The organism is Lederbergia galactosidilytica, assembly GCF_017873565.1.
Lineage (GTDB): Bacteria > Bacillota > Bacilli > Bacillales > Bacillaceae_C > Lederbergia > Lederbergia galactosidilytica.
Genome location: NZ_JAGGKH010000027.1, coordinates 30,583 through 49,824 on the forward strand (window position 1 = coordinate 30,583; position 19,242 = coordinate 49,824).

The window sequence follows — 19,242 nt, forward strand, 5'->3', positions numbered from 1 at the left end:
TAATATAGAGGAGATCTAAGGCTAAATCTATCAACAGTTCGCCACATTTTTTGTTAAAAATTGTGGCAATTTCATTACCAATAAATCATAGTTTTAAGTTTACCGTTTTTCATTGAAAGAAATAGCCTTTTTCCATTAATTATATTTCCGTATAGATATCGGTAGATTGATTTCTAGTTGCTTATTTTAGACAAGACAAATAAACGTACAGCAGTACATTTTTTTAAAAAGGTAAGCGGATAAGATAAGATTGTTGATTTCCGTTCTGGCTGGACGCTTTCCGAGGGACGTGTCTTGAGGCCCACAGGATGTGGGTCACAAAGGCGTTCCGCCAGGACGGCGAGTATTTAGCCTTTGATCCTAATCTTTAAGGCTACGCTCCTGCAGGGTCTCTAGCTGGACGCTTCATCCCACAGGAGTCGCCAGCCGACACTCCAATTATCGCTTTTTAAAATGAGTAGGAATCTTGCAAGAACCTCATGTATTTCATTTTCATTGTTCATTGGCGAAATGCATATTGAATAGAAGTGCCACGTTTTTCAATTTGCCTAAAATGTTGTATTCCGTATGTATCTTTTTCAAAAATAGCCTTCATCCCCGCTGAAAAGCGATACAAAACATTTGGATCAAATCCTTTGATTTAATTCCTCTTACACGTTCCATTACCGCATCAAAAAAAAGTTTTTCTTTTCAATTTTGAGGGTCATGAAAGTAACTATTGCAGATACTAAGAATAGTATTAGATTCAATTTCTTAAGGAAACGAACACGTGTTTCCCCAAACGAAATTCCTGCTTTTGCACCCTGACATAAGCCTTCAAAACTGAAAGTACCTCTAGCTTTTCCCTGTGAATAAACCTGAAATAGGCAGCAAAAAGGCCGATTTATTACTGGCTTTTTTGCTGCCTATTACTGTACGAAGGTAATTTTAACTTTTGGGTAAACTTAAAAATCTGAGCACAAAAAAGGGAGTATGTCTAGCATATCTCAAATGATCAAAAGCCATACTTCAAAAACAGTTTGGGTGATTCCACGCTCCCCCTGACAAAGCATTTACATATGCTATATCTCCAACTTTTAGTAGGTGAGTTGATTAGAGGTTGAATAACAAGAGTGTGAGATCCTGGGGGGATATGATGACCTATACAATAGACTAGCCCCTGGTTTATTTACCAAGGGCTAGGAGAAATCGGGTTATAGTACACCGATCGCATCTAAAAACACAATAATAATGGCGATAGGAGCAACATATTTTATTAGTAAAAGCCATACTGCATATATTTTCTTACCATTATTCGAACCGGAATTTATCTCTTCCCATAATGTTTTTCGGTTGATTTTGAATCCGACAAATATCGAAATAAGCAAAGCACCTATAGGCATAAGTATATTTGAGACAAGATAATCTGATAGATCAAACATCGTTTTTCCAAATAGTGTAAAGTCACTCAAGACCCCTGCTGATAAAGCGGAAGGAATCCCAACAATAAAAATCAAAATCCCTGTTATCCACGTAACCTTCTGCCGTTTGCGCTGATCTCCTTTTGTGATCGCCGCAACAATGATCTCTACCATCGAGAAAGCCGAAGTTAATGTCGCAAATAAAAATAACACTAAAAACAGAATCAAGAAGAGAGAACCAAATGGAATTTTATCAAATACGGCTGGCAGAACAACGAACAATAAGCCAGGTCCTTCGGTTGGTTCAAAGCCAAATGAAAATACGGCCGGGAAAATAGCTAGTCCTGCAAGCATTGAAATTAAAACATTCATCATCACAATCGTAAAGGCGGATTTAGGAAGATCCTCCTTTTTAGACAAATAAGAACTATATGTCACCATAACAGATACCCCGACACTGATAGAAAAGAAAGATTGGCCAAGTGCAAATAAAATCGTTTTTGATGACAAATTTGAAAAATCTGGGTATAAAAAGAAGGAAAGTCCTTCGCTGATATTGTCCAATGTTAGGGAACGAATAATTAAAATAAGAAAAGCAATAAACAGTGCAGGCATCATAATCTTGCTCGCCCGCTCAATTCCTTTCTGAACACCTTTTGCTACCACAACAATCGTAATAATGATAAAAATAAATTGTCCAATAATAGCATAGAAAGGATTCGCAATCACGGAGTTGAAAACATCCCCATACATTTGCTCGGATAATCCTGATAAATGACCGGCCATTGTTTCATATAGGAAGATCAGGATCCATCCGCCAACAACGCTGTAAAATGATAATAAGATAAAACATGTCAACATTCCAAGTACACCAATTAGGTGCCAACTAGACCCTGGGGCATAAAATTTATAAGCCGATACAGCGTCCTTCTGTGATCCGCGTCCGATCACAAATTCCGCTAATAAAATCGGCATTCCAATGAAAATTGTAAAAATTAAAAAGATAAGGAAAAATGCTCCCCCACCCGAAACACCCGTAATATAAGGAAATTTCCAAATTGCGCCTAATCCGATCGCAGACCCAGCAGTTGCCAAAATAAAGCCTAGTTTTGATGTCCATTGTTCTTTCGATTGTGTCATTGATATAATACCCCTTATGTAAAAACGCCATGATAGTGTCTGAATCATAAATACATCCAAAACATAATCAAGCATACATGGATGACTCTAAAAAGTAAAGAAAATCGCAATAGTATTAGATGCTTCTTTCTAATTTCATTTAGATTAAAATTCTCTCTGCTAATATCTTTAATCTGCTAAAATATACATTCTTTCTGCTTAAGGAGGCTCTTATGAACAAATACGGGACAATTTATTTGGTAACGCTTTTATTGATTGAAATTTTACTATTCACAATACGACTTGATGCCAATCTTTTCTTTATACTAATAGCATCCCTAATTCTAGCTATTATTGGCATTATCCTTGCATTCTTGGTGGGCGGGGCTACGCAAAGGATATTCATCGCATAATGAGCGTATACTTCATCCATGAAACTGAAGTGGCTTCGCTCACTCCGCCTTATGTACAAGGGAAACTAGCTTTATCTTTTTCAATGCTTAGGTTGTGAGCATGCCCTCATGATTGTTTTCTGGAAAAAACCTTCATCATCTCTCTAATCCTATTACACACCGTCACTCGTACATATTTATGTATCCTGCTAGCAACTATGTTCTTTCTAGATGTAAGAGCACACAACGAATAATTTATAATCCGATATTCCGCTGATTGAATACGAGAATAAGTTTTGACAATATATATTTTGTAATCTTTCATTTAATTAGGCAAGTAAAGGCTTTATTTTCAAGAGTCCGAGATCGATAGATGTTTCTATGTAGCCAATAATTTGAACGAATGTAAAAACATTAAGTTTTTCATGTATAACTTTCTCTTCATACTCCATATCGCCTAATACAGAAGGAACGAATTTTTCCACATCTTGCGCTTTCACTTCTTCCAAATCGATCATTGCAGGAATTTGACCAAAAGCCTTTTGCAAATCATTCGTGAGGCCGTAGTGTTCTAATAATTTTCCATTTAGTAATCGGAAATCCTGATGATATAAAGTATACAATCCTTCATCAGCTTCCATTCTGTTTTTTAACCAAGAAAGATTAAATCCCCTTAGCCAAATATCATCGGCAATTAAATGGGCATAATAGCCCATAAGATAATCGTTTTTGCTTTCTATATGTGAACGATATTTATGTAAAAAACCTTGATCGTCCACCCGCCTCGAATAGTCTTGAACATTACCGATAAAGAAATGGGATGCATTCTTTTCTTCAAATGAAAAAACAGCGTCAGGAGCTACATTTCCAAGCAAAAATGCAGATTGATCTTTAATTGTTAAAGCCTCCGCAATTTTATAACCGATAATTGAATGCATGATTCTTGAACCCATCAGTCCTCCCCCCTTCTTTCCTATTTTAATATTTATACTCTATATATCTGGCTCCAAAAGCTTAATATTTATTAAAAGAAAGCCATCCTCAACTTGGATTACGAAAAACATATTCTAATATTCGATCTGCAAATACTCCGGTGGTTTATCCACTCCAAAATGCTTTTCAATGGATAGAAGAACCTCATCATTTCCAGGCAATGAAACTGTTTCGATCGCTTCAGTGAATGATAGCCATCTATACTCACTATGTTCTTCATTTAATTCTACTTCCTCATCATTTTCCACGTAACCTACAAATACAGGAGCTAAATAAACATAATTTTCCTGGGGAGAATAAATTTGATCGAACTTATTTGCCGAATATAATAAGATTTTAGAAATCCCCGTTTCTTCTTTGATTTCTCGTAAAGCAGATTCCCAAGCCGTTTCTCCACTTTCAATACTTCCCCCCATATAACACCAAACATCTTGCAGTATTGGGGTTGCTCTTTTCAATAATAAAACTTTATATTCATTTTCCATTTTTTTCAGTAAAACTACGGCTATTCCCTTACATCTTATAGGTACTTCAAAATCTTCCTTCCGCATATAGTCTCTCCTTTCCACTTAATCTCCATGTATAGTTACCGCAAGCTACTTGTTAAAAACACTTTTCCTCTACTTCTCTTTACAGATTTAACCGCCTTTTTTACATCTAGCAAATCATATTGTGAGTTAGGCTTCATCAAACGTAGCTGCTGAGTTTCTACAAGTTTTATTATACTTTTAAATGTTCTTTGCCATTGATCCGCTGAAACATTTTTGTTCCAATGGCGTAAATGAAACATCTTCACATTCACTTTGGCTTTGTTAACAATATTTGCCCAATTGACCGGGACTCCCGATAAAAGGCCAATAGTGGAAAATTGTCCATTCGGACGGACACAGAATGCTAAATCATCCCCATCCCTTCCACCGATTGAATCAATTGCTGCTGTTGCTCCCATGCCATTTGTTAAAGTCATGACAGTTTCATAAAGCGGCATTTTCGAAGTATCAATCACTTGAGAAGCCCCTAGCCCAAGCAAAACATCAGTATATGTATCATCTCTCGTCACCGCAATCAGGCGAAAGCCAAGAATCTTCGCTAATTGAGCAAAAATATGTCCGATCGCAGATCCACAAGCATTCACTAATAACCAATCATTGGGTTTTAAGATTAAAACTTCCCTACAAATCACCCACGCTGTAATGGGATTAATATACAATTGGGCTGCCGACACATTATCGATAGAATCTGGTATGGGGACAGCAAACGGAGCAGATGTTTTCACAAATTCTTGCCATGTACCTTCACCACGCAGAGGTAAAACCCGTTGACCAATCAGATTTTTTGAAACGACTGGACCGATCGCTTCGACAACTCCCACACCTTCGTAGCCAGGAATCATCGGCAAAGCAATTCGATGGGAATACGCTCCACTAATAGGAATTAAATCAGATGGATTAATGGGGCGGGTCAACATTCGTACAAGGACCTCATTTTCTTTTGGGTGTGTGATACTTTGATATTCAACTTTTAACACATCTTCAGGGCTACCAAATTCGTAGAATCTAATACATTTTGCATTCAAGACAGTAAGTCTCCTTTATTCATCAGCTTCCTGTTCTGCTGAAACTAAAATACTTAATCCATGTTTTTCACCATAATCCCACATTTTTACCCAAGGATAAGTATGAGTGGTAGATGAAAGCTCATTCTTCCAATGGCTTTATAATATTGATATCACATTTGATTGCACTTAAATTTGCTGCGGGATGAATGCTAACCTCTCTTCCCGTATCATTATAATATACAAACCTCATTGTTTTTCCCTTTTTTTACCTTTACAAATACATTGCCAAGTAATTCCTCTCCAATATATGCCTCTAACTTCCACATCCCGACATTCGGTAACATCATCATTGATGGGATGTGATGGTCTGCCCGGAATTAGGTGCAAGCGAACCATTGGAAGGGAATTCAAAAACAGTCATTTGCTCATTCGTTTCCAAATTCACACCACCAACCTTAAACGGGCTGTGTTAATAACTTTTCCTCTCCCCAAAAAATGCCATATATATTTCTGTGATTCCTCTTCTATAAAGGGGCCGTATTCGCCAAATCCAAGTTTTCCTGTATCGCCAATGCGGAAAATAAAATCGTCCGTTTGCCCATCATCAGTCACTATGATCTCCCTAATAAGTGTTGGACTCTCTTCCCAACTTTCCTTGGCTTTTTTCATCGTCTCATTTGAACATCCTACTAAGCCTATGAGAGCAAAAAATGTAATGATGACAAATCCTAATTTATTCACCTTTTTCTCTCCCATCACCTAATTTCCCAATATTTTGATAGTTCATTTTAAAATGAATCTCATAAGTAACGGCTTATATTCTCTCTTTAAAAGTAGCTTTACGTAGTAACTCTATGCCAACCTATATCTCCTAAAAAATGATCACGCGTCACAGCTTCCCCTAAATATTGGCGATACGCTGTAATCGTTCCATCATGAGAAACAATGAATATCCTATCTTTATTGAGGCTTTTACACCAAGTAATAAATTGTTTGGCTAAATCAATAAATGTATCTTGAGGAATTGTATTAATCCCTGTTTGCCAATGGATTTCTTCTATATTTGCCATCTCCAGTTGGGGGAATTCTTTTTTAATCGTTTCTATTTTTAATATTTGGTCACAACCATAAGCGCTCTCTGCTGATAATAAAGGAAACATTCGAGGACCTATAAATGGATGAACAATTTTTTGACAGTGTACATCGTTTGTCCAGATTAATGCAGTTTGGATCGTACGTCTAAGAGGACTAATGATAAATAAATCATCTGTGGAAACTGGAAATGTTTTTTGGAGCCAATCTGCTTGTGCTTCCCCTATCTCAGTTAAGGAAGGGTCTAACATTTGTAAGCTTTGTGGTGGTCTTAATACATGCTGTCCCTGTGCGTGACGAAAAAAATATAGTTCGATAACCATTCGCTCCTTTTTTTCAATATAGTCCGTTTTAATCTCTCATATTGAATAACTTTCTTCTATTCCTTTAAAAACCTTATCAATGCATCATTAAATTCCAATGGATTATCCTGATTGGAACAATGACTTGCATTATGGATCTCAACCAATCCAATTTCATCGGTATTTTTTGCATCATCATACATATATGACCACGATTCACTTTTTACACTACATATTTTGCGTTTTACTACAAACCATAGTTTGTATAGTCCTGAAAATACAAGGGAGCCCCGTGTAGGAATATTAACCATTCTCGATCGAATGTTTATCGGAGCTAGGTCTTTCCTATAAATCCTTTCCCACTAATGTGTCGATATTTAATCCATTGTTTCCACTGCACATCAATTTGATGCAATGCACCTTACAGTCCATATGCTTCTCCTTCATTACAGACTCGATTGACTGTGAAGGCTACATTTTATGGTTAAGATGCCGCCTTCTGAAATGTTATTTCATTTTTATATTCTATTCATGATTAAAGACATAGTCTGTTGGTTGGGATATTTCCCCAGCAATCAGTTTATTGCTTAAAATACCCGTAGAGCTTATTGAAAATCTTTATTTACTTTTACCTTATAATGAGGGATCAATTGATCATATAGTTTAATGCCTCTACATCTGGATAGGCATTTCCCCTTTCCACTCCCATCAAAATCTAGTCCTTCTTCACCAACATTTTCTTGATGATCCTTATTTGCCCTCTATGATTTAATTCATCCTCAAACACATGAAGCCATTTAAAATAATTGTTTGCTGGTTGATCGAACCAGAACGGTGTTTGCTGGAATAACCATTCATCCGGAAGTGTTTTAAACTTTTCAATCGTTTCATTCCGAGTTTCCACTAAAGCATTAATGTAAAAGTCGATTGTATTTCCCCGGATTTGTTCTCGTGCTTTTCCACCTAATTCTAAAGCAGGATTTAATTCGGCAATTTCTACATCTGTAACCTTCCGATTATGGAATGTTTCAATTTGATACGCTTTTTCTACTGCTACCATATGTGCCAATAACATCCCTATTGAATTAGCATCATCATCATATAGAAAATCCAATTCCTCTTTTGTTAATTGTTTTACCTCCTCAAGAGTCATTACCCTCGTATAATTCATCATTGAAACCAACTTACTAAACTCGAGGCTCAAGTCCCCCTTTAGATCAATTAAAAATAACGTTTTCAACTCTGCCTCCATCTTTTTCTCCTACTTCCCATTCAAATTTTCTTAGTGTTCGTGTATCGAATGCTAAACAACTCAAACTGGCTTTCATTTTGGTTGAAAATACATATAGTTAAATACTTTGTAAAATAATATGTTTATTCTTAACAAAATAATCCCATCCCGACAATAAAGTTACAACCATGGCGATCCATAATGATAAAACATCAAATGGAATTCCTAAATAAACAAACGGGTAATTATGCAATAGTAATGCTGAAATAGAGATGATTTGAAGACGTGTTTTCCATTTCGCAATGTTACTTGCTGCAATGACGATTCCTTTCTTCACAGCTATAAGACGTAATCCCGTTACTGCGACCTCGCGGCTTAAAATAATCACCGCAATCCAGGCTGGAATAATCTGCATATTGACTAGGGCAATCAACGCAGCAGCTACCAATAATTTATCAGCTAATGGATCCAAAAATCTCCCTAAATCAGTAATTAAATTTAATTTCCTTGCATAATATCCATCCAATCCGTCCGTAATCGAGGCGATAATAAATAATAACGCCGCAACAAGATGAGCAATAGATAAATTACTATCACCTATTTTAATCTTAGCAAATGTAAACGGAGCCAATAAAAAAATTAAAAAAACAGGTATAAAACATGTCCTTATTACCGTTATTTTATTTGGTAAATTCATTCATCTTCCCTCCTAATGAAACCAAGCCCTAAAGTTACCCTATTTAATCCCTTCTTTCTATAATCCTTGATCGTTGTTATAGAAATCTACCGCATTACATTAAATTCCATTCAATGAGGAGGCTTGACACTAGGGAACGCAGGCTAAATTCGTGCCGACCTAGCGGCAGGCTCAAAGCGCAACGCCTGCATGGCCCACATCCTGCAGGCCTTCGGAAAGCGAGGTATATTTCCGGGTCGGGTTATTTTCACGCTAGTAGTTCGGAGTTTTCTTAAGCGAAAACACCTTTCTCCCAGCCTCGTTTGCTTCATCATTCGTACTAATGACGATTTCAGTATTACCTATGGTTTTAATATTCTCAACCTTCATAGTAACACCCCATTTGTAGATAACACAAAGCATAGGACCAATATTTTAAAGAGAAATGGGTACCCAAAAATTAGGTTTTTACCGCTTGGGGGAAAAGCTTTGTCTCTTATTACTTAATCTGGTGATACTTTACAACATCCTCTAAATAAGCTTCTGCTTTCTCGATAAGATGACGTTCTCCTAAATTCCATTGCTCCCTATTTTTATCGACTGATTGAAAGGCGGTGAGTATCTCTTCATTACCTTCTGTTACATTCCGAACCATGTCGTGCCAATCATTTGCTAATGATCTGGCTAAAGACGACTCGATTGGAACTTTTGAGGCCTTATAGGCAGCGGCTCGTAATGATAACTTTCTAAAGGTATTGTAAAAGTCTAAAGCCATGGTTTCGGATGTAAATACCTGTTGAAATATTTTTGCTTCCTTTTCAGAAAACTTATACTCTTTCCAAGTTAACATATTTACATCATTCAAGGAGCGTATCAAATAAGATAACACTTCCCACGGTGTTTTATATCCTTTATTTATTAATTCTTTTACTACCATTACTCCATCTAGTTTAGCCTGGATACTTTCTTTTTGAGAGTAAAGCACTGACTCTTGATCATCGAGAATACTTTTTATATCTTTATTCTCTACGGTAACTAACTTGTCTTTAATCTCACTCAGGGAAAAACCAATCGATTTATAAAACGTAATCTGTCCAAGTAAATAAAGTTGCTTTTCAGAATAAACCCTGTGCCCTAGTTCGTTTCGGTTTGCTTTTAAAATCCCCTCGTTATCATAATACTGGATCGTTCGAGGTGTCACGCCTGAGTGTTCACTCATTTCCTTTACAGAATATTCCTTTTTCATCATCTCATCCCTTTTATTTGAGTTTCCCTAAAAAGCTTTCAATAGTCTCTACTAACTCTTCAGGATATTCTCCATTAATGGCATGAGAGGCATCCGCAAATAGCACCATCTCACTGTTAGGGTTTTGCAAATAAACTACACCAGTCTGATACGATTTTTCAGCATGATGCATAGTGGATCCGCCTGCTAATATACCGAGCACAGGCATCTCTAATTCCGCTAATTGTTCTGGCTTGATTTTTTTGGGCATTGGCAACTTACTTTTATATGTTCGCATTCCCGTTTCAATTAAATTGGCAGTTGGATCACTTTGATCCATTTCTATCCCACCTGAAATGTAGCTGAGCATCGTCTCCCTAATAGGTTTCGGTACAATCGGCACGCTAGCAGGGATAGATGCGATGATCATTTTGAATGGGATGGGACCAAATACATATACGGGATCTACTAAGATGAGTGATTGAATTTTTTCCGGGAAGGTGAGAGCTACATTCGTTGCACTCCATCCGCCGAATGATAATCCTAATAAATGAATATCTGATTCGGGGAGCTGTTCTAATACTTGCTCTAACCAGATCGCTTGGTCTTCTGCGGTTTCAATGCGTTTTGTTTCTGTACTTAATCCTGGCTCCCCAAGCAAATCAAGCGTATAAACAGGACGGTGTTCTAGAAAATAGCGTAAATTGGGTTCCCACATAGGAGTAGAAGCTCCTTTTCCAGGAAGCAGCAATAATGGCATTTGATCTAATGTGTCATTTTCTTGGAATTTGTAGAGCTGAACTTCTCCAAAATCAGTACCGATTTTTCTCGATTCGATTGGTTCCGGTAGAACTTCCATTGCTCCATCATAAGCTTTAGTGAATTGCTCATGGCCTTCAATCGAAACAAAATCACTCATCGTACCATCGTCCCTAAAGATATAAATGGTCAAGAATAACATTGCAAGTATGCCGATGGAAATGCCCCAAGTTTTTTTCCGTTTCATTTTCCTCCCCCTTTCAATTTCAATATAACGTATGACGTAACGTTATACGCAAGAGCAAAGAAGAAAAAGCGACTAAAAACATGAAATGAACCGAATGGAGTTACTACTAGCCAAGCGGGCCCCATCACGAGATAAATGGTGTTAACCTCTCTTCCCAACGTGCTAGTGTATATAAAGCACTTGACTAAGTACATTAGATTAACAGGTAGCTACCCCCTACTTCCACCAGTTTCAAAACTCTCTTTCACTCTTTTAGGTATCATTACAACCTCTGGATTGAGATCCACAGTCCTAAACGTAGGATCTATACATTCCTCCCAAAATTCGAGATGTTTTTTATCAACCCAATGCTCAGATTCTTCTACGTCTTGACCAGCATCCCCTTGGATCGAATACCAATATAAATATTCCTGACCATCGAGGTTTTCTCTAAAAATCGTTTCTACATACATCTTTTCATCTTCTAATGTTAATAAAACCTCGTGCATATGATCATTTAAAAATTTCATCCATTCGTCTACTAACTTAGATTTTCCTTTTTTGACTCTGAATCTTGTTAATTCTATATTCATCCGTGAACCACCTTGTTTTTTCTTTTAATTAATTTTAATGCCCTTATTCAAACATCGAGATATTAGAATCTTGCTGATAACAATGAACAAGCATCGCATGTCCAGCTACAGCACCTAGCAACTAGCAAATTTACGTCTACTTCCTACGATAAGTCAACATCAGTTCGCCCTTCAGGCTCAATGTGTTTCCCTTATCTCGTCAGAAGCCTTTAAATTTGTACGTCGCTAAACAGGCGCTTCGCTTTCCTATGTAATTGTCCCCGATGGTGATAGATATGGGCTAACGTTTCTAGTAGCCACTCATATTACGTATAAGTTACACCCCAATAGGAGGTTGTTTCCCTTTTAAGCTCTTCGTCTGTTAAATTCAGATACTCCGTTTTTAAGGTTTTAAAATTTGTACGTAAACCGTCTTTAATTAAGGCGAGTGTTTTATAGGATATGTTAGAATAAAAACTTTCCATTTCTTCTTTCGATGCTTCATTGGCGATAAGTCTATCCGCTACACAAATGAGGGCTAGGTGTTCTAATAACTCTCCGATCGAATGTTTATAGGGAGTAGGCTGTTTTAGTAAATCTTCTTCCAGCAATGTATCGATTATTTGATCAATTGTTTCTACTGCCACCTCAATTTGGTGCAGTGCAGCCTGACAGTCCATATGTTCCTCCTTCACTGAACGTAGATATTCAGTATCCTGCAGTCAAAACTATGCGCAAAATGCCCTTCGTTTCATTCAAACTTTTACTAGATTGGAAATTTATTATCTAGCGAATTTCAATCCCCGCTTTTTCAAAGGGTCCCAATACTTTCGGATTGCACATTGAGATATAATCAACTGTTTTCAAATTCTTAAGATGCTGAAAACCTTCTACCGATTCGACATCAAATAATTCATCCTCACCATCCCAATCTGGTTTGAGAATATGATAAATTTCATGACCACCATCAAATATCAGCTGTTCAATCTTAGCCAAATCATCTGCTTCCAAACGCAGCTTCTCTAAGTAATCCCTAATTTCAGCAATTGGTCCGGCGCCAACATACCATTCAAAATCGTCTACATACTTATTTTTCAAGTCATTTAATTCTTGCAAAAAATGTGGTTCAAGATCTAATAACGCTTCAATCACCACTAATTTAAAATTAAAATCTTGAAACATTCCACTTTTATCCAATATACTTCCTCCATTCTCTTTTGAGTAATTATGAATTCCCCTGCTCTCTAGCTTCTTATTACTTTTTTCTTGTAACATAATAGCCTGATCTTTAAAAACCAATACTAGTAAAAGACAATTTGCGTTTACAATTGTATTCAGCAACAAACCGTCATTGCATATGTTTTATGAATGTAACTCCCGGATATGATAGGTTCTAAATTTCTATGCTTTACACCCGTTCATTGCATAATTTAAGATTTCCACTCTTCTTGTAAGATCGCATAATAATATTCATCCCACCATTCATTTCCTTGTGGTATACACTTTTTAAAATAACCTTCTTTTCTCATACCAATTTTCTCCATAACTCGCCATGATGGAATATTCTCTGGTTGACAAGTCGCGATGATCCTATGTAAATTCATGGTCTCAAAACCATATTTTAATACGGAATATGCTGCCTCAGATGCATAACCTTTATTATGATAAATTGGATTGAATACCCAACCGATCTCATAAGTATGACTTCCAAAATATTGATGGAATACTATGTGACCAATCAATATGTCTTCTTTGTGTAACACTACTGGAAAATTTTCAGCATTTTCCCCAATGTTTTTCTCTACAAATTCCTTCGCATTTTCCTCAGACAATACACCTTCAGGCATATATTTCATCACATCATGATCAGATGTATAACTATATACACTTTGCCAATCGTCATTTGTAAATTTACGTATTATTAACCTGTCCGTTATTATGTTCATCAACGTTCCCCTTGATCATATTTTATAGCCCCTTTTATCATTTTATATTGAATTTACTATTCAGCAAACCGAATTAATAAATATATTGTAAACAACATTTCCAACTTCACATTCATAGTACTTGTCTAATCCCTTAAAATCCACTTCACATTTTTCTCGTTCCATTTTTCTTGCCATTCCCGAAAGAACACCATAGATTTTTCTTAAGAGCAATATGTTATGATAATATTAAATTACGATTTTATTGAGATTTTTAAAAAGGGGTATTCCTATGAGGAAGAGAGATTCTGAAAAAGAAAAACATATATTAATCACAGCAATGAAGCTTTTCTCATCCAAGAGTTATAATCGCACATCGATGCAGGAAGTCGCCGATATTTGTGGAATTTCCAAGGGGAGTCTGTATTTATACTTTAAATCAAAGGAAGATTTACTTTTAAATATCTTGCAATATTATTTTCACTATATGGAAGAGCAAATCATGCTTATTGAAGAAGATGCTTCCTTGTCTACTGCAGAAAAATTCATCAAGGAATTTGAAATTAAATTAAGGCATTATATTGAACATCAAGAATTTTACAGATTACAAGGACAGGAGCTTTCAGGACTGTCAGATAAGAATATTTACCGTTATTTACATCGGCAAAATATTGCGGAGGTTAAATGGGTTGAGCATTCTTTAATCAAAATCTATGGAAAGGAAATGGTGCCTTACGCTGCAGATGGCGCTTTTTTATTAATGGGAATGACCAAACAATACATGGAATTAATTATCTTGAAGCAATTCCCTTTACCAATCAAAAAAGTAGTTCGTTTTGTCATGGCGCAAATTGATTTCATGATCAAAGGTCTATTGGACAGTAATATTGAACCATTAATGAATGAAAACTTGTGGTCGTTATACTTAGAAGAAGCCGGAGAAAAAAGAGTCCATCCTTTCGAATTGATTAAGCAAATGAAAAATCATTTAAAAGTTCAGTCAATCCCTAATAGCCAAAAAGAAGTAGCGATTCAATCTCTAACCATTATGGAGCAAGAATTGATGAATATGCAGCCAAGAATGGCCATTCTTAAAGGAATGCTTCATAATCTCGAACAGATTCATTCCCTTAAGGAAATAAGGAAGGAGCTTATTAACAGTCTCCAGATCGAACACGCGCCAAGTAAATCTAGGTTTACAGCCGAATAGCTTCGATTATTTTTTAAAAATCGCTTTAAAAAGCCAATATGAATAAATATCCCCCCACAAACAAAGTCAATACAAGGGGGGATATTCGTCTTCTCAAAACGAGGACCCTATGCTAAAAAGCGACTGGCAGAGCAGTTAAACTTCGTGAGTTAAGACTAAAGCTCCAAGTAATGCGCTCACGCGGAACACTAAGCCTCAGGTTGGGCATGCGTTTGAATAGAGTGGCAAAGGCAATCTCTCCTTCCAAACGGGCGAGCGGCTTTCCCAAACAGACGTGGATACCATGTCCAAAGGCGAGGTGACGATTGACATTGCGCGCAATATCCAGCTCTTCTGGATCGGAAAACTGGGTCTCATCTCGATTTGCTGAAGTCGGGATGACGAGGAGCATATCCCCCATTTTGATCTGCTGGCCAGCAATTTCAATATCTCTCATAGCGAAACGCGGGCCGACTATGGTGGCTGGTCCATTAAAGCGCAGCAATTCTTCCACTGCCGAGGGAACGAGACTGGGGTCTGCTTTCAGCTTCTTAAGCTGATCAGGATGATCCAATAACATTAATGTGCCAGTGCCAATCAGATTGGAGGTTGTCTCATGCCCCGCAAAGATTAACAGTGTAATCATTGAAAGTAGTTCCTCTTCGCTAAGCCGATCCCCTGCTTCTTCAATCGCCACCATCTGGCTGATTAAGTCATCTGCTGGGTGCAGACGTTTTTCTGCTACTAACTGTGATGTATATTCTCCAAAGGCGCGCATATGTTCTTTGACACTCTCATCTTGTTTTCCTAATCCTTGCCCATGTGCTAAGGCGTTAGACCAAATACGAATTTGCGCCCTGTCTGCTTGTGGAACTCCAAGCATTTCAGATATGACATTAATCGGTAAAGGAAAAGCATAGTCTTTGATCAGATCCATCTCGCCTCGCTCTTGTACCTGATCAAGCAATTCATCAGCTATCTCTTGCATCCGCGGACGCAAGCCTTCGATAAACCTAGGTGTAAAAACTTTGGACACTAGTCCACGTAACCGACGATGATCAGGTTCATCAACAGAGAGCATGGAATTGCCCGTAAAGAACGTGGAACTATCGGACTCTCCATCGTTCCCACTTATACTATGCTTGAGCGGAACATTACCACTAATAGAACGGGGATCGACGGTAAAATGTGTATGGTCTTTTAAAATTTGTACAGCCTCTTTCATCTGTGTTACCATCCATCCTTGGCGGTCTGTTCCTTCCAATGGGATCGGGATCGGAACAATGGGGCCGACTGACCGCAATTGCGCAAATAATGGAAATGGATTTGTCGTTAGTTCACCACCATCTGCACTAAAAAGGCTAAATGCAACTTTTTCTGCTATCATATGGTCTGTAGTCTTCATCACAATCTCCCTTCTCAAAAAAATTAATGGATTTTAACTAGATTTTTCATCTTCAACTAAATCGCATTCAACTCTAAATGTTGCCCAGTTTTGGGCTTCTACTTTGCGAGCGTTTTCCTTCGCGAGTTTTATTTATATACCTTCATTGGAAGATGTGTTAAAGACTGTCCTGTAGCTGATTCTGTTAAATTTCCCTCTAAATCGAAGGATTCTACGGATTCGATTCGAGAAAACTTTTGTAAAAATCCCTTTAAAGTAAGGGTTAATTCTAATCGCGCAAGCGGCGCACCAAGGCAAAAATGCGGGCCTTTTCCAAATGTTAAATGTTTCTTATTATTTGGCCGATGAATATTAAGCGAAAGAGGATCCGCAAACATCGCTTCATCCATATTTGCCGCACTCATCCAGGCAATGACCATCTCGCCTTTTTTCATTTCGGGTCCTAATAAACAATTATCTTGTTTCACTGTGCGATCCCTTTTCGTATTATGAAAACGATAGCGTAACATTTCTTCAACAGCTTTCGGGACCAATTCTAAATCATTTCGGAGTTCTTTATATAGGGAAGGATCATCATAAAGCAATGAATAAAAAGTATTTGCTAGCGCATGGCTTGTTGTCTCAACTCCTGCTCCTAAAAGGGCCATAGTAATTCGAACAATTTCATCATCTGTAAGCTTGTCGCCATCCACTTCTGCTTTAATTAAATCAGAGAGAATATCCTCGGATGGATCTAATCGTTTCTGAAGAACGATTGGGTAGAGATATTGATAATATTCTTTGGCTGCAGCTTGTTTTTTCAGCTCAATTTCTTGTTGGTTTTCTTTATCATAAGGGAGGAAAAGAACATCAACCCAATGTTTAAAGCGTCTCCGATCTTCTATTGGGACACCAAATAATTCCGCAATTACCATTCCTGGTAAAGGAGCTGCCAGTGCTTGGACGATATCAACAGTGGAGTTTTCCTCTATACCTTCGATAAGTTCAGTGACAATCCGCTCGATACGTGGTTCCCAATTTTTCAAACTACGCGGTGTAAAAGCAGCAGATAGCAAAGAGCGTCTCTTTCTATGCACGGGTGGATCTACCATGATATTGACATTATCTGGAATCGTTCCTTCTTTATTATTCGCCCCCACAGAAATGGTTGTTTTTGGACCTTCACTTGAAAAGAATTCATAATTACTTAATACTTGTTTCACGTCTTCATACTTAAACACATTCCATGTATTCGTTTCCACATCAAAATAAATTGGCTGAGATGTGAGCATGTCTTTATACCACTGTAATGGAAAAAACTCCTCTGAACGCGTCTGAAACTTCTTAACCTCTTTCAATGAAACGATTTCTTTCCTCATTTGGATGACTCCCTTCAAATTTTTAAAGTAGAATTCATCTTACTCATTGGCAAATGGCTGATCAGCTATCTTGACTGAATCTGTAGGACACTCTTCCATGGCTTCTATCAAACTATCCATTTGATCTTCAGGGATCGGTGTCAGTCCTTGATTATCGTCTAATTTCACAAACGCTACCCCATCCTGATCAAGGTCAAAAATGTGAGGTGCCACTCCCTCACAATTTCCACAGCAAATACATGTTTCTTGGTTAATAATCGCGTATTTTGCCATTGTAAAACCTTCTTTCTTTTTCCGTTTCACCTTTCAATGATTCCCTTTTTATTCGTGAGGGCCATTTTTGACCTATAAGTTTCCATTTTGACTAATAGGTCATCTTTAGCGTAACATATCCATATATTTCCAAACAAAGGTCTTTCGAATGGTTTTTATGAAAGGGTAAAATGTTGTTCATGCTAATCGTTAACCTGCAAGATATCAGAGGTGTTAGAGGTAATAGAATAGGAGTGAATATAGCTTTTAGCTAAAAAGAAGATGGGTCCATGGAACCGATTGCTTTAACGGCTGATGAGTCCGTCACTTCTAAACATGTATTTTTACAGATTTTAAATAGAGTCTCTCGAAGAGGCAAACTTTATTTTCATTCAGAAATTTATGATTGCGAATAGACTAGGCATATTCACCTAGTCTTTTTTTGTATTTATCTATGTTTTATACTCTTTCCCTGGCTTCTTGTTCCAAAAGCTTTACAACGGCATCCACAATCGCTTCCCTATCTGTTGTACTATATAACCCACCACGCAAATGAGGCATTAATTCTTGTAAATCAGGATCCGTTTCTGCGGATTTTATTGCATCCTTTAAAACTTGTACGGCAATGATTTTATCGAAAAATCCTAATTTAATTTGTTTGGTTGTAATGAAATCTAACATTTTTTCCATGGCATCTTTATGCCTATATTTTTCTAGTGCTGCTTCATGGTAAAGAGGATAGACGACAATATCCGCGAATAAGCGATTTAACTTATTAAGGTCATTTTTATCAAAGGAAAGTGTTTCTCCACTATTATCTAAAAGGCTAAATATCTCTTTAGTCGCTTCTGCTTCAATCTTCTCACAGATCATCACAATATTAAATAGATGATCGACTTCCCTGATAATCTCTTGCGCATTCGAATCTAAGTTGCTCTCAAGAAGTTTCTGTAAAATTCTATGGAACTTTTGCACATTTTTAGGAAGTTCTGTCTCATATCCCTCTTCCATAGATTCCATTTCACTTCTTATTTCATATAAAATATTCTTATAAGTTGCTATTTCCTCATAAAAACCATCTTTCTTCAATAACTTACCTTCACAAGCAATCAATGTTTCAGGCTGATGTTTAGTCGTTTTACTATAACATTCAAAGAAACGATACTGTTTGTTGTTCTCATCAACAAATTGTACAGGCTCTTCATAAGCCTCTAAATCAGGATAGACATCTTTCCCATTTACCCATAATTTATTATCCTTCACTTCAATCATTCTCACTCACTCCTCTCTATGTAGTTATGGACCAGTTTTTCTTATGAAAAAAAGCAAGTAGCGATCCTGAAATGATTTATCTATATATACGTTCAAAAGCAGACTCTGGTTTCAAAATTCTCGGTTGAAAGACTAATAGAATCGTATTAATAAAAGTTGTACCTCAAGAAAACAATCGAGTAGGAGGCTAATCATTAATTAATTAGCCGACCTCTCACACCACCGTACATACGGTTCTCGTATACGGCGGTTCAATAACTTAAGTATCGACGCTCATACAGGTGGTTCAGGTCTTT

21 protein-coding genes are annotated in these 19,242 nt (G+C 37.1%); 2 read left to right on the top strand and 19 right to left on the bottom strand.

Going from position 1 to position 19,242, the window contains the following annotated elements; all coding sequences use genetic code 11:
- Positions 1-1,193 precede the first annotated feature (1,193 nt).
- A complete protein-coding gene (locus tag J2Z23_RS20070; RefSeq protein ID WP_209974974.1) occupies positions 1,194-2,540 on the bottom strand; it encodes a sodium-dependent transporter in 1,347 nt (448 codons plus the stop codon).
- A gap of 212 nt (positions 2,541-2,752) precedes the next feature.
- Between J2Z23_RS20070 and J2Z23_RS20075 the strand changes: the two genes are divergently transcribed.
- Entirely contained in the window at positions 2,753-2,932 is a 180-nt protein-coding gene (locus J2Z23_RS20075; RefSeq protein ID WP_057984917.1) for a hypothetical protein, read from the top strand.
- A 308-nt stretch (positions 2,933-3,240) separates the two neighbouring features.
- Here J2Z23_RS20075 and J2Z23_RS20080 read toward each other — a convergent pair whose 3' ends face one another.
- The 14 genes from J2Z23_RS20080 to J2Z23_RS20145 form a co-directional block, all read right to left on the bottom strand.
- Entirely contained in the window at positions 3,241-3,864 is a 624-nt protein-coding gene (locus tag J2Z23_RS20080) for a zinc dependent phospholipase C family protein (protein ID WP_057984918.1), read from the bottom strand.
- 114 nt (positions 3,865-3,978) lie between these two features.
- Entirely contained in the window at positions 3,979-4,455 is a 477-nt protein-coding gene (locus J2Z23_RS20085) for an NUDIX hydrolase (RefSeq protein ID WP_057994182.1), read from the bottom strand.
- A gap of 35 nt (positions 4,456-4,490) precedes the next feature.
- Positions 4,491-5,480, bottom strand: a complete 990-nt coding sequence (locus tag J2Z23_RS20090; RefSeq protein WP_209974976.1) for a zinc-dependent alcohol dehydrogenase family protein — start codon at positions 5,478-5,480, stop codon at positions 4,491-4,493.
- Between the two features lie 423 nt (positions 5,481-5,903).
- Positions 5,904-6,203 carry a hypothetical protein gene (locus J2Z23_RS20095; RefSeq protein WP_128747517.1) on the bottom strand — a complete coding sequence of 100 codons (300 nt, stop codon included), beginning with the start codon at positions 6,201-6,203 and terminating at the stop codon, positions 5,904-5,906.
- A gap of 98 nt (positions 6,204-6,301) precedes the next feature.
- Entirely contained in the window at positions 6,302-6,877 is a 576-nt protein-coding gene (locus tag J2Z23_RS20100; protein ID WP_209974978.1) for a phosphoglycerate mutase family protein, read from the bottom strand.
- 56 nt (positions 6,878-6,933) lie between these two features.
- Positions 6,934-7,167: an alpha/beta fold hydrolase gene (locus tag J2Z23_RS20105; protein ID WP_057994179.1), complete on the bottom strand. Its 234-nt coding sequence runs from the start codon at positions 7,165-7,167 to the stop codon at positions 6,934-6,936.
- 404 nt (positions 7,168-7,571) lie between these two features.
- A complete protein-coding gene (locus J2Z23_RS20110) occupies positions 7,572-8,030 on the bottom strand; it encodes a DinB family protein (RefSeq protein ID WP_209974992.1) in 459 nt (152 codons plus the stop codon).
- 175 nt (positions 8,031-8,205) lie between these two features.
- Positions 8,206-8,784, bottom strand: a complete 579-nt coding sequence (pgsA, locus tag J2Z23_RS20115) for a CDP-diacylglycerol--glycerol-3-phosphate 3-phosphatidyltransferase (RefSeq protein WP_209974981.1) — start codon at positions 8,782-8,784, stop codon at positions 8,206-8,208.
- A 478-nt stretch (positions 8,785-9,262) separates the two neighbouring features.
- A complete protein-coding gene (locus J2Z23_RS20120) occupies positions 9,263-10,009 on the bottom strand; it encodes a MerR family transcriptional regulator (protein WP_057984933.1) in 747 nt (248 codons plus the stop codon).
- A 13-nt stretch (positions 10,010-10,022) separates the two neighbouring features.
- On the bottom strand, positions 10,023-10,994 hold the full coding sequence (locus J2Z23_RS20125) for an alpha/beta fold hydrolase (RefSeq protein ID WP_209974983.1): 972 nt from the start codon (positions 10,992-10,994) through the stop codon (positions 10,023-10,025).
- Positions 10,995-11,203: 209 nt separating this feature from the next.
- Entirely contained in the window at positions 11,204-11,566 is a 363-nt protein-coding gene (locus J2Z23_RS20130) for a DUF6176 family protein (RefSeq protein ID WP_209974985.1), read from the bottom strand.
- Positions 11,567-11,871: 305 nt separating this feature from the next.
- A complete protein-coding gene (locus J2Z23_RS20135; protein WP_128738568.1) occupies positions 11,872-12,225 on the bottom strand; it encodes a DinB family protein in 354 nt (117 codons plus the stop codon).
- A 106-nt stretch (positions 12,226-12,331) separates the two neighbouring features.
- Positions 12,332-12,742, bottom strand: a complete 411-nt coding sequence (locus J2Z23_RS20140; RefSeq protein ID WP_057986520.1) for a DUF6892 domain-containing protein — start codon at positions 12,740-12,742, stop codon at positions 12,332-12,334.
- Between the two features lie 233 nt (positions 12,743-12,975).
- A complete protein-coding gene (locus tag J2Z23_RS20145) occupies positions 12,976-13,491 on the bottom strand; it encodes a GNAT family N-acetyltransferase (protein WP_057994747.1) in 516 nt (171 codons plus the stop codon).
- 271 nt (positions 13,492-13,762) lie between these two features.
- Between J2Z23_RS20145 and J2Z23_RS20150 the strand changes: the two genes are divergently transcribed.
- Positions 13,763-14,680 carry a TetR/AcrR family transcriptional regulator gene (locus tag J2Z23_RS20150; RefSeq protein ID WP_057994748.1) on the top strand — a complete coding sequence of 306 codons (918 nt, stop codon included), beginning with the start codon at positions 13,763-13,765 and terminating at the stop codon, positions 14,678-14,680.
- Between the two features lie 112 nt (positions 14,681-14,792).
- On the opposite strand, the gene J2Z23_RS20155 is transcribed toward J2Z23_RS20150, so the two are convergent.
- From J2Z23_RS20155 to J2Z23_RS20170, 4 genes are all read right to left on the bottom strand, one after another.
- A complete protein-coding gene (locus tag J2Z23_RS20155) occupies positions 14,793-16,064 on the bottom strand; it encodes a cytochrome P450 family protein (protein ID WP_209974986.1) in 1,272 nt (423 codons plus the stop codon).
- Between the two features lie 128 nt (positions 16,065-16,192).
- Positions 16,193-17,422 carry a cytochrome P450 gene (locus J2Z23_RS20160; protein WP_057986512.1) on the bottom strand — a complete coding sequence of 410 codons (1,230 nt, stop codon included), beginning with the start codon at positions 17,420-17,422 and terminating at the stop codon, positions 16,193-16,195.
- Between the two features lie 39 nt (positions 17,423-17,461).
- Complete coding sequence (locus tag J2Z23_RS20165) at positions 17,462-17,695, bottom strand: ferredoxin (protein WP_057986511.1); 234 nt, start codon at positions 17,693-17,695, stop codon at positions 17,462-17,464.
- 438 nt (positions 17,696-18,133) lie between these two features.
- Entirely contained in the window at positions 18,134-18,946 is an 813-nt protein-coding gene (locus J2Z23_RS20170; RefSeq protein ID WP_209974988.1) for a hypothetical protein, read from the bottom strand.
- Positions 18,947-19,242: the final 296 nt, after the last annotated feature.